Source organism: Clostridium sp. UBA3061, from assembly GCF_002367465.1.
In the GTDB taxonomy this organism is placed as follows: domain Bacteria; phylum Bacillota; class Clostridia; order Clostridiales; family Clostridiaceae; genus Clostridium_J; species Clostridium_J sulfidigenes.
The window spans coordinates 301,020-313,329 of sequence record NZ_DFCF01000014.1 but is presented as its reverse complement, the minus strand read 5'-3'; the positions used below and the strand labels follow the sequence as shown (position 1 = coordinate 313,329).

Below are 12,310 nucleotides of genomic sequence, written 5' to 3'. Positions count from 1 at the left end.
CTTTAAAGGTATTTTTTTCAGCTATCCCTGGGTGATATATATATAATATTGTAAATCATGTTATAATTAGTATAATTAAAACTATACTTAAGGAGGAAGAACATGGAAGACTTCAATATAAAATTTAGAGAAATGAGTGATGCTGAGTTTGATAGATTTGCTCAGTGGGATATTCTAGATTATTCCAAAGATTTAATAAAGGCGGGTCTATCTAGTGAAGAAAATGCACTGGAGGATGCAAAAAAAAGTTTTAATGAATTGCTCCCACAAGGAAAGGGCACAAAAGATAATTATATTTATGTGATTGTAAATAAGGACAATGAAAGTTTGGGATTTATCTGGTATCAAAAGTATAAGGAAGATATAGGGTTTATTTGCGATTTCTTAATACTTGAGAAGTACCGTAAACAAGGTTATGGAAAACAGACCTTGCTTATGCTTGAAAAAGAAGCAATAGAAAAGGGGTTTAATAAAATATTACTCAATGTTTTTAAATACAATAAACCCGCTTATTCACTATATAAAAGTTTAGAATATGAAGTTAGAGATGAAAAAAATCAGAATATATCTATGTTGAAAAATTTGAAAATTAGGAATTATTAATTCACTGCGTGTAGGTAAGGTGAAGTAAAGATTATTAAATAATACATGGATAGATAAAACTTAGGAGATGGATAAATGAATAAGATGCAAATTAAAAAAATTGTGAAAGAAAATCTTGGAGAACACTTAAATTGTGAACAAGAAATCTTTGATCATAACGGATTAATTTTTCATAAACCAATTAAATTAAATGAATTTCAACAAAATCCATTTTTGGAAATTACGAGCATTGAAAAAACAATTATTGTATCAGCTTCAGATGAAATTATGGAAAATGTGAAGACTTTATTAGTTGGGAAATCAAGAGATGAGGTATTTGAATGCCCTTTAATATATGGTCAATCAATTTATTATATTCCTGATATGAAAGAAATGAAGTTATGTGATTTATTACCACAATACAAATATTTCCATTTAGAAGGAAATGAGATAAATAAATTAAGAGAAATTAAAGGATTTAATAATTCATTAGAGTTTGATGAATGTGGAAATGCATCTACTGCAATTGTATTTTTTGCTATGAAGGATGGAGAAATCATAGGACTTGCTGGTGCATCTAAGGAATACAATAATATGTGGGAAATGGGTATAGATGTAAAAGGTAATTATAGAACAGGTGGTTTGGCTACAGTACTTGTAAATCATTTAATGCATAAAATATTAAGCAAAAACATTTTACCCATATACTGTGCATCATCATCTAATATTGCCTCACAAGCAGTAGCTCATAGAGCTGGGTTGATACCTTACTGGATAAGCACATATAAGAATATACTTGATGGTAGTTCATCTTATAATGAATTAGTGAAACTATTATATTAATATTACAAGTGAAGTAACAAGCAATTTACACCTCAATTTTTTATGTGACATTTTAATAGGAAATTAGAGTTTAGATTAATAAATATATTTAAATAGGATTTCAAAATAATTAATAATGGGGGATAAAAATGATAAAAAACGTTTATACATCTGAGGAAGTAATTGATTTTATATGGGAATTAAGTCAGGACAATATACATGCAAGTTATCCAAGGATAAACTCAATAGAGGAGCTTAAAGGAGAACTTGAAAAGGCTCTAAATGAGAAGAATCGTAATATAATAGCCTATTATCAAAATGATGTATTATGGGGCGTATGCACTTATTTTTGGATACCTGATGAAAAATATGCACAAACACTACAGTTTTTAATAAGAGACGATTATCAACAAGTTGCAGAAGAAATGATTCATTACATAAGTAAGGAATTGTCTGGATATAAGCTATTTATAGGTGTACCATTTTCTAACGAAAATGCAAACCAATATTTTAAGAAAAAGAATATAGAATGTATCGAATCTAGTATTGTGGCAAACTTATATAATTTAAAAACTCATTGGAATCAAAGGCATGATAACGTAGATAAAATTACTAAAGATAATTTTGAAGAATATGCTATATTTCATGATAAACATGCTATTCCATTAGGTATTTATTACAATAGCACAAATTTGAAAAATGATATGGATTATTTTCAAGTACTTGTCTTTAGAAAAGACGAAGAGATTCATGGAAGCATTTTTACTAAGGGTAACAAAGACTTATCAGACGTTGTTGGTTTATTTATTGATAATGAATATAAAAATAAAGGTATTGAAAGTATTTTAATCAATGAAATGCTCATGGAATTATATAATGAATTTGGTTCCGTAAAAGAAATATTATATTTTGTTGATGAAGATAATAGTGACGAACTAAATTTTGTGTTGAATGCTGGTTTTGAAATTAAAGAAAGATATAGATGCTATAGATGTATACTTTAGTTTACTAAATTATTATTTAATAAAGATTAGCAATATTCATACATCATTAACCAATTAAAAAATAATTAACGTCCTTAAATACTGAATATTCAGGAGAAAAAATTATGATTGAAGAAGCAATAGAAAAATACAATTTTGTAAATCCCACATCAAGATTTGTGCGTCATAATGAAAATATGACATATTGTATTACTGATGATAATGGACAATTTGTTCTCAGGATACATAAACCATCAAAGGGTTTTTCAGTGGATTTTTTGCGTCTTGGAGTTGCACAGAATAAGTTTGTAGAAAGTGAAATGGAAGTACTTACTTATCTGGAAAACACTTCTCAATTAGGGACACAAAAAGTATTTAGAAACAAAAGTGGAGAACCTATTACCACTTTAAGGGATGGAAGTATGGTTACTGCTTTGGAATGGGTAAAGGGTAAGACTTTAGAAAATGTGGAAATTACCAATGAATTAGCCTTGAGGCTAGGAAGGATGATTGGTAGTGTTCATAAATCTATGAGTAAGGTAAAGATAGAAAATAGATATATATATGGAGCAGAAATGATTGATAAATTATTGGAAGAGGCCAGGTATGCAATAGCAGCTAAGCATTATGATAAGGAGCATGGGGCAATTATTATAGATACTTTATTAAAAATTAAGATGAAGATGGATAAAGATAAAAATAGATTTTCTTTTGTTCATGCTGATCTTGGGAAATCAAATCTCCTTTTATGTAATGAAGCAATAGTTCCAATTGATTTCTCATTGTCAGGATATTGTCTTCCAGAAATGGATTTAGCATCAATATTCAGTCATATCAATAATGACAAGTTAAATAAAGAAATTTTGAAGGGTTATGAATCCTATTGCAGTATAAAGGTTGATGAAAAAGCTATTCAAACATGTTTAAGCTTACAGGTACTATTATTTATCATCTGTCAACATGAAAAAATTTATAATCAGCCATGGATTGAGAAATCAATGGAACGTTGGTGTAATGACATATTTTTACCATATCTTAAAGATTAATAACTATACAAAAGGATTTGTGGCAAAAGGAGAAAATACTGAAGAATTTCTACAAGAAAAGCTTGAATACATGGGTTTAACATATAGTATGAGTTTATTATATTTAGTATTAAAAAATAATTGATTAACTTATTTGGTAGGAGAGAAATTTATGGAAGACAAAAGTATAGAAATAAAAAAAGATATAACTAATATATTTAATAAGGTATCAGCAGTTTTTGATGGTAGTGGTCCAAGATACTTTACATATTTTGGAGAGAGATTGGTTGAATTTGCAGATGTAAAGGAAGGCGAAAGAGTTTTAGATGTTGCATCAGGAAAAGGAGCTTCACTTTTTTCAGCAGCAGAGAAAGTTGGAAAGAGTGGAGTTGTTACAGGTATTGATATAGCTGAAGGGATGGTTAATGAAATTGATTTAGAAATGCAACGCCGAGGTGTAAAAAATGTACATGCAATGGTAATGGATGCTGAAAAATTAGAATTTGCAAATGAAACTTTTCAGCATATACTCTGTGGATTTGGAGTATTCTTCTTACCAAATTATAAAGTTGCCTTTCATGAATTCATGAGAGTTCTAAAAAGTGGTGGTCGATTCTCATTCACTACATTTCTTAGAAAAAAAGATGAAAAATTTATGTGGCTAAATGAATTATTTGATAAATATTTACCTGTATTTGAAGATGAATTAGATGAGTATCAATCAGAGGATATCCCTGAATTTGATACAGAAGAAGGTTTATATAAAATTTTGAATCAAGCTGGATTTAAAAATATACGAGTTATAAGTGAAGAAAAAGTTTTTATATACAAAGATGAACAAGAATGGTGGGATAAACTTTGGACTCATGGCGCTATAAGCACACTAGAAAAGATACCAAAAGATATGCTTGAAGACTTTAAATCAGAAGTTTTTGAAAAACTTAGAGAAATGAAAGAAGCAGTAGGCATACCACATACAAAGTCTGTTTTATATGCCTTTGGGGAAAAATTATAAATTCTTAAAAAAATTTAGATACCGTATTATTCAGTAATATGTAAAAGCATAAAATTAGTTATATATTAGTTACGTTACAATTTGTGGATAGTGCGAACTAATTAAGACATATTGATCTTTAAAAATTGAATAATGCGGTATTTACAAAATGTGTTATAATTGTATTGTAATGCGAATAACAAATGGTTTATATTATATAAACTTTAATACGGAGGTACTTATGAAAACTCACTATTATTTAGGTTGGTTTAACGATGTTTTTCTTGAAAAACTGGTCAAGTTATTGTATGAGGATATAACTGATAGAAAAATGCTTGTTATGATTAGCGCCAATCCATTTCTTCATGAAGATAAGGAAGTTGGTGCTACTGAACGTTCGTGGCTTGACCAGGCCAACATTATATTTGATGAATATCATTTAATTGATTATAGCGTACAGAAGGAAGAGGCCCAAAAATTAATTCAAAATGCTTCGGTCATTTTCTTGTTAGGTGGAAATACTGTTGAACAAAATGCCCTTTTGATTGAATATCAATTATCGGATTTAATTAAAAAAGGCAAAGCAGTTGTGATGGGAACAAGTGCGGGTGCGATAAACATGTCCGCTAAATGGGTATGCTCGAAATATACTGGCTATGAATGTGACAGAAGTTCTATTTACAACGGTATCGGTCTTGACGATTTTTCTGTGCTGTCTCATTTTGATCTTGAAAATAACATTGCACAAATTCAAAGCGAATTATCTCCATTATCAGAAAAAATGAATATTTACGCGTCGAACAAAGATTGTGCTGTACGTGTAAAAGGAAACAAAATCGACATTTTAGGCAATGTATATTTAATTTCTCACTCAAAGATTCAAAAGTTAGATGAGACGCTTTAGTTGTGGTGAGTGGCTATGATGGCTTAACTAAATTAATTTCTTTATGCAAAACTTCTGCAACAGTCAAGGTCATGGTCGCGTACAGTATAAGCATAATCTATAATAAGTTTCTTGCACAATATTTATATTTAACAACTAAAATATAAAATCGAATAATTTTTCTAAATGCCGTATTATTCAGAAATGGATTTTACGGTATTTTTCATTTCACAATTCAAGTACCTTCAGAACTAATAAAATTAAAAATCCTTATTTGTAAACTGGATGATATATTATTAGGAAATATTTATATTAACATAAATTGTTTTTCATAGTATAAATTTAATGGTAAAATTTATATATGGATAGGTGAGTTTGAACTGTAAAATACTATAAATATAATTGTAAAATTTGAAGTGGAGTGTGAAAATATTGGATGCTCATATTATTAAATCACAAATATTAAACAAGAACCCTGATTTTTCTGGAGTTATATTCCTCTCGATTAGTGGAAAAAAAATTATACAAGAAGCTATGGGTGAAGCTAATATAAGTGAACACATTAAAAATCATATAAATACGAGATTTCCAACAGCATCTGGATGTAAGATTTTTACCGCTATTGCCATATTAAAATTAATTGAAATGGGAAAACTGTCATTAGATGATTCGGTTACAGATTGTTTGCCGAACTTTTTCCCATATATGGATAATTCGGTGACAATTCGCCATCTACTTACCCATACATCGGGATTTAGCGACTATTTTGATGAAGAAGAAAATGAATCTGATGTTTACTATGCTAAGGTATGGGAGAATATTCCGATGTATGTCATGAAATCACCAAGTGATTTTTTGAGATTGCTTAAAAATAAAAAAATGGAGTTTGAACCTGGTTCTCGCTTCAAATATAATAACGGTGGATTTGTAATACTTTCTATGATTATAGAAAAAGTTTCAGGAGTGGATTTTTCACTTTTTATCCAGAAATACATTTTTGACATATGTGGAATGAGTAATAGCGGTTATTTTTCGATGGACAATCTTCCATGTGATACTGCAATTGGTTATACAGATAATGGAAAGGGAGTCTTAAAGTCTAATATTTATTCCATGCCTATCATTGGCGGTGGAGATGGAGGGGCATATACTACTGCAAGTGATATGTATTTATTCTGGGATGCTTTTATAAATGGAAAACTGCTATCGGTTCAGAATGTACAAGCTATGTGTACTCCACAAATAAAAACTGGAGAAAATGGTAGTGCCTATGGATATGGTGTATGGTTAGATACATGTAATAACATGGTTATAAAAATTCATGTTATGGGTGGCGACCCTGGAGTCTCTTTCAGAAGTGCTTATTATCCACAAAACAAAAGTGTGTGTACTGTTTTATGCAATCGTGATGCAGGTAGTTATATGGCATTTAAGGTATTTGAAGATATAACGATAGGGGTTTAAATCGTATATGTAAACTAAGGTGAAAATTATTTATATTTTATGAGGGGGAAGTTAATGTGTATTATATTTAGTGTAACTACGGTGAGTGATATTGAATTTATACGTTCTTTATTTACGAATGAGGAGTATGAACTATATTTTGCTGAAAACAATACGTCTGAAGACGAATGGAAAGAACGATTCGAACTTTTATCACGTAAGGAAAACTATATAATCTCTGATATCGAAACGGGCAATAAGGTTGGCTGGATTATGTATCAAATCCACGAGAATGAATGCTATTTGGATTTGATTGTATTAAAATATGGACTCATTGGTAAACATAATATGAAGTCGAGTTAAGTTTCTTTCTTATTATAAAGATAAGTATTTAAAACCAAAAATGAAATTGGCTAACAATTATAAAGAAGGAGATTATGATGTTTATAGAAAAGAATATATCCTTTAAGAATAAATTGGAAGGTAAAGTTATACTTTTAACTGGTGCAGGGGGTGGGATAGGTTTTGAAACTGCAAAAGCATTGGTTTATATGGGAGCAAAGGTTATTGTGGCCGAAATCGATAAACGAAAAGTATTATGCGCACAAAGCACTTTAGATAGTATATTTGGTAAAAACTCTGTAGAATTTTATGAAATTGATTTATCTAATGAAAATCAGATATATGCTCTAGTTTCTCATGTGAAAGATAAATATGGACGCATAGATGTTTTATTTAATAATGCGACCATAGCTGCTATGGGAACAGTAGAAGAAGTTTCTATTGATGTATGGGATAAGAGTTATGCCGTTAATTTCAAAGCCCCATTACTATTAACACAATTAGTTTTACCACTGATGAAACAAAAAAATTCTGGAACAATTGTTTTTGTTTCATCATCTGGTGCAGCACCTTTTATGGGAGCATATGAAGTATTTAAAACAACACAAGTGGAGTTGTCTAATACACTATATGGAGAATTGGAAAGTACAAATATAAAAGTATATACTATCGGTCCAGGACTTGTTAAAACAGAAACGGCAATGAAGGGAATAGAGCTTGTGTCATCTCATATGGGAATAACAACAGAAGAATTTTATGAAATGAATGAAGATCACATACTTGGAGTTGAAGAGGCTGGCACTGGATTTGCTATATCAATTTTAATGGCTGATAGATATAACGGTCAAGAAATTGGTGCTATACAGGTTTTGTCTGATTCTGGCTTACTACAAAAATTAGATAGTAGTGAAAACACAAAAAGTAATGATTATCAAAACATTATTCCAACTGTTCTGAATGTGGTAAAAGTTTATAAAGAACAATATTATGGTTGGATGAAAAGAAATGTTTTTGAACGTCAATGGGTATTGCGTGACTTTAAGAAAACAGTAGGATATTCTGCTGACCAGTTTCTTGAAATTATGCAACACATTGAATACGTTGTTATTAATAAAAAGATTCAAGAGATAAGCACCTATTCATCTAATTTTCAAAAATTGATGGAATATTATAAGCGACAATATACATTGCTACAAGGATATGAAAAAAACCCTGAAAAACTCAAAGAATATTCTATAACACTTTTGCATTATATTGAGGATTTAAAAACTATTTGTGATATTTTACTTAATAATGAAAGCTGAATAGAAATTTATAATCAGCCATGATTGAGAAATCAATGGAACGTTGGTGTAATGACATATTCTTACCATATCTTAAAGATTAATAATAATATAATTAAAAAAGTTTTTAGGGGGTTAATATGAAAACAAATAAAGCAAAATTTCTTATTATATTACTATCTCTTATTTTAATAACATTTACAGGTTGTACAAATAAAGATATGACTAAGAAACCTGTAATTTATTTGTATCCAACTTCAGAGCAATCAGTTAGCGTTAAACTAGATTATAATGGAGAGCTTACTTGTACTTATCCAGAATACAAAGATGGTTGGAATGTAATAGCAGAGCCTGATGGTACATTAACTAATATTGGAGATAAGAGGAAGTATTCTTATTTATATTGGGAAGGGATTTCACAAAATCAATGGGATATGTCAAAAGGGTTTGTAGTAAAAGGAGAAGATACTGAAGAATTTCTGCAAGAAAAGCTTGAATACATGGGATTAACTCCAAGGGAATATAACGAATTTATAGTGTATTGGTTACCAATTATGCAAGAGAATAAATACAACTTGATTACTTTTGCAGGGGAAGAGTATGAAAATCTAGCTAAGCTTAATATAACTCCAAAGCCAGATTCGATATTAAGGGTAATGATGCTCTTTAAATCATTAGATAAACCTATAGAAATAGAAGAACAAGAAATTAAATCTTTTGAAAGAAAGGGATTTACCGTTATTGAATGGGGTGGAACAGAAGTAAAATAGGATGAAAAAAGATTATTTATATTTGATAAAAGAGGTGATATTTTGAAATTAGTACTTATAATCGGAGACAGTGCTGTTGGCAAAATGACAGTGGGGCAAGAACTAGCTAAAATTACGGATTTACGTTTATTCCATAATCATATGATGATTGAACCTGTACTGGAGATATTCGGATATTTTAATGGAAAAGCTATCTCTGGCATGAGAGAAGTTATTTTTGAAGAGTTTGCAAAATCCGAACACTATGGATTAATTTTCACATATATGTGGGCATTTAATCAGCAATCTGATTGGGATTATGTTGAATATGTTTGTGATATTTTCAGAAAATATAATGCAGATATATGTTATGTGGAGCTTGTTGCTCCTCAAGCAATCAGATTAGAAAGAAATGCTACTGAAAATCGTCTGAAAAATAAAATCTCAAAACGAGATATAGAACTGTCAAATCAAAGGCTTATAAATGATGATAACAAGTATCGTTGTGTAAGTAATGATGGTGAGATTCCTTATGATAACTATATAAAAATCGACAATACAAATCTTTCGGCGGAAATTGTTGCACAGATAATAAAAGAGCAATTTGAGCTGTAATATCTGATTAGCATAACTATAAACTTTAATTCGTATTCTTCTGATATTGCTTATAAGTCATGTGAGATATTAATAGGTTGATTTTTCAAATGAATAATTGTAGAATATTGTTCACTAATTGTGTTTTAAAATTAGATTGAATTTTATAATATGGAGGTTTATAGATGTACAACAATAGAAAACTAGTTCTATATATTGCAACAAGTTTAGATGGTTACATAGCGACAGAAGATGATTCCTTGGAATGGTTGTTTAAAACTGAAGGCGAAGGAGATAATGGATATTCTGAATTCTACAATACAGTTGATACTATTCTAATTGGTAAAAGAACTTATGACTGGATAATTGAAAAAGAAAAAGGTAAATTTCCTTACAAGAATAAAAAGTGTTATGTATTTTCTAAATCAGAAAAAGGTAAGAATGAAAATGTAGAATTTATTAATCAAGATGTAGTGGAATTTACAAATAAAATAAAAAGACCGGATGGAGGAAACATATGGCTTGTTGGCGGTGGTGTTCTTCTAAATTCTTTTATTAAAGAAAGGTTAGTTGACGAATTTATTATTACTATATCACCTACACTAATAGGTCATGGAATACCTTTATTTAAAAAAAATGATTTTGAGTTAGAACTAAAGTTAAAGGGGATAAGGAGATTCAATCAATTTGTTGAACTCCATTACGAGATGAAATAAAACAATTAATATTTAGTTCACAATTTTCTTAAATGATGTACTATTTGTAAGATGGAGTTAAGAAGTGTAATTAGTATAGTACTAATTAGCCTTTTACACTAAAGGTAATTTAAAATAGTACAAAAGCCAGTAGTATAACACTATTGGCTTCTATATTATAGGTTATTACATACTAGCCATGTTTTTACATTCAGTAGCACATTTTTTACATTCTTGAGCACATTTTTGACAATGGTCATCTTTAAACATTTCACATTCTTGAGCACATTTATCACAAACAGTAGCACAAAGTTGACAGTGTTCTTTTGTAAATTGGCCATTCATAGACATCATTGCTGATGACATTTGGCACATACATGCACATTCAGTAAGAATGCTTATACATTTCTTTCTTGCTGCAACATCAGGCTCGTTTAAACATGCTGTAAAGCACTCATGACATGCCTGTGCACATTTGTTACATTCATCAATACATGGTTGAAATTTGTCTGTTGAATTAGTTACTATTCCCATTATATAGTCCTCCTAAAATAGTTTTATAGTACAAAATTTATTATTTGTAATAGGCTAATTATTATTCAAATATTGTTTGTAGAAATGATTCCCATAAATAAATGTCTACAGCTGTTTCATTAGATAAATAAGAAATAAAGGTATATTAGATGGTTAGGTTTCAATCTATTGATCAATATATTTAAAAAGCAATTAATTGAACAACTTCTCAAGTATAATCATATGCTATATATATAAATATTTTAGAGGTATATATGGCACTTTATTTTGATTTAAAAACCATTGAAGAACTTATAGGGCATAATTACTATAGACAACAGAAAGAATTTACATTAGAAGAGTTAGCACAGTATGATGGAAGTAACGGAAAACCTACCTATGTGGCAATTGAAGGTATAGTATATGATGTGAGCAAAGTAGCAGAGTGGGCAGGTGGAAAACACTTTGGTAATACTGCAGGTCAAGATTTAACAAGTGAATTTAAGTCTTGTCATACAATGACTAAACTTAATAAATTACCTAAAGTTGGGGTACTTAAGAAATAAATTATTTAATGGCTTTGATTAAAAATCAAGGCCATTTTTGCTTTAATATACAATTTATACTAATTATGTTATAATAAATGGGTTCTTTGCTCCACTTTGAAGGAGATAGGAGTATTAGAAACTGATAGTCATGGGGTAAATTGGCTACCTTTATGCAGTAGGTAAGCAATTGTAAGTTTTAGGAACTAAAATTTAGCAAATGACATTTTAAGAATTCAGGACTATTTATTTTTAGAGAGGTGATTTTAAATGAGAAAAAAATATTTAATTGTTATGATAATTGCTTTTATTCTTTGTATTACTGGTTGTAGTAATTCAAGTTCAAAAATTGATAATTATCTCAATACTGGGAAAACAATAGATTCAAATGCGAAAGATATTATGCCAGAGCTAGATGACTTGCCTAAATATGAGGATATCAAATATAGATATACACATAAATCCCTATTGATTTTTGAATCTGACTCTGTTGCATTAATTGTAAAATATGATGACAATACTTTTGAGAGTGAAAAGAAGAAAATAGACGAGCAATATACTTTTTTAGATAAAAAAATCAAGTCTAGTTTTGATGAAAGTAAATATTATATTCCAGAATATGAGTTTTCTTTGAAAAGCTATGATTTTAGAGTTGTAGACGAAAATGATACTTCAAATACGGAATTCCCTAAATCTTTTGGAATGATTGGAGTGTCTGAAGATAAAAAAAGTATAGCTTATTTATATTTTTATGATTCGGATTTAGACTACATAGGAGATGAAGATGAAGAAAATCCTATGGCTAACTTCATTAGAGAATATTTTAAATATAAATTTTAACTACACATTGAAAGTAT

The 12,310-nt window shown here is 29.4% G+C and carries 14 protein-coding genes; 13 read left to right on the top strand and 1 reads right to left on the bottom strand.

What is annotated here, in order from left to right; all coding sequences use genetic code 11:
* Nucleotides 1–102: 102 nt before the first annotated feature.
* From B2P65_RS13785 to B2P65_RS13735, 11 genes are all read left to right on the top strand, one after another.
* The gene (locus B2P65_RS13785) at nt 103–603 is read left to right on the top strand and encodes a GNAT family N-acetyltransferase (protein ID WP_346880330.1); all 501 of its coding nucleotides are present in this window, start codon (nt 103–105) and stop codon (nt 601–603) included.
* Nucleotides 604–678: 75 nt separating this feature from the next.
* Complete coding sequence (locus tag B2P65_RS13780; RefSeq protein WP_346880329.1) at nt 679–1,425, top strand: GNAT family N-acetyltransferase; 747 nt, start codon at nt 679–681, stop codon at nt 1,423–1,425.
* Between the two features lie 128 nt (nt 1,426–1,553).
* Nucleotides 1,554–2,408, top strand: coding sequence for a hypothetical protein (locus B2P65_RS13775; protein WP_346876736.1), 855 nt, complete (start codon nt 1,554–1,556; stop codon nt 2,406–2,408).
* Between the two features lie 104 nt (nt 2,409–2,512).
* The gene (locus B2P65_RS13770) at nt 2,513–3,433 is read left to right on the top strand and encodes a phosphotransferase enzyme family protein (protein WP_346880328.1); all 921 of its coding nucleotides are present in this window, start codon (nt 2,513–2,515) and stop codon (nt 3,431–3,433) included.
* 151 nt (nt 3,434–3,584) lie between these two features.
* Nucleotides 3,585–4,427 (top strand): class I SAM-dependent methyltransferase, encoded by an 843-nt coding sequence (locus B2P65_RS13765; RefSeq protein ID WP_346880327.1) that lies wholly within the window; start codon nt 3,585–3,587, stop codon nt 4,425–4,427.
* A 220-nt stretch (nt 4,428–4,647) separates the two neighbouring features.
* A complete protein-coding gene (locus B2P65_RS13760) occupies nt 4,648–5,310 on the top strand; it encodes a Type 1 glutamine amidotransferase-like domain-containing protein (RefSeq protein ID WP_346880326.1) in 663 nt (220 codons plus the stop codon).
* 411 nt (nt 5,311–5,721) lie between these two features.
* Nucleotides 5,722–6,753 carry a serine hydrolase gene (locus tag B2P65_RS13755; protein WP_346880325.1) on the top strand — a complete coding sequence of 344 codons (1,032 nt, stop codon included), beginning with the start codon at nt 5,722–5,724 and terminating at the stop codon, nt 6,751–6,753.
* Between the two features lie 416 nt (nt 6,754–7,169).
* Nucleotides 7,170–8,378, top strand: coding sequence for an SDR family NAD(P)-dependent oxidoreductase (locus B2P65_RS13750; protein WP_346880324.1), 1,209 nt, complete (start codon nt 7,170–7,172; stop codon nt 8,376–8,378).
* Between the two features lie 119 nt (nt 8,379–8,497).
* Nucleotides 8,498–9,127: a hypothetical protein gene (locus tag B2P65_RS13745; protein ID WP_346880323.1), complete on the top strand. Its 630-nt coding sequence runs from the start codon at nt 8,498–8,500 to the stop codon at nt 9,125–9,127.
* Between the two features lie 84 nt (nt 9,128–9,211).
* A complete protein-coding gene (locus B2P65_RS13740; RefSeq protein WP_414632275.1) occupies nt 9,212–9,721 on the top strand; it encodes a shikimate kinase in 510 nt (169 codons plus the stop codon).
* Between the two features lie 164 nt (nt 9,722–9,885).
* Entirely contained in the window at nt 9,886–10,416 is a 531-nt protein-coding gene (locus B2P65_RS13735) for a dihydrofolate reductase family protein (RefSeq protein WP_346880321.1), read from the top strand.
* A 165-nt stretch (nt 10,417–10,581) separates the two neighbouring features.
* Here B2P65_RS13735 and B2P65_RS13730 read toward each other — a convergent pair whose 3' ends face one another.
* Nucleotides 10,582–10,929 carry a four-helix bundle copper-binding protein gene (locus B2P65_RS13730; protein ID WP_035131464.1) on the bottom strand — a complete coding sequence of 116 codons (348 nt, stop codon included), beginning with the start codon at nt 10,927–10,929 and terminating at the stop codon, nt 10,582–10,584.
* Between the two features lie 254 nt (nt 10,930–11,183).
* On the opposite strand from B2P65_RS13730, the gene B2P65_RS13725 reads away from it, so the two are divergent.
* The gene (locus tag B2P65_RS13725; protein ID WP_346880320.1) at nt 11,184–11,474 is read left to right on the top strand and encodes a cytochrome b5 domain-containing protein; all 291 of its coding nucleotides are present in this window, start codon (nt 11,184–11,186) and stop codon (nt 11,472–11,474) included.
* Between the two features lie 249 nt (nt 11,475–11,723).
* On the top strand, nt 11,724–12,293 hold the full coding sequence (locus B2P65_RS13720) for a hypothetical protein (protein WP_346880319.1): 570 nt from the start codon (nt 11,724–11,726) through the stop codon (nt 12,291–12,293).
* The last annotated feature ends 17 nt before the right edge of the window (nt 12,294–12,310 follow it).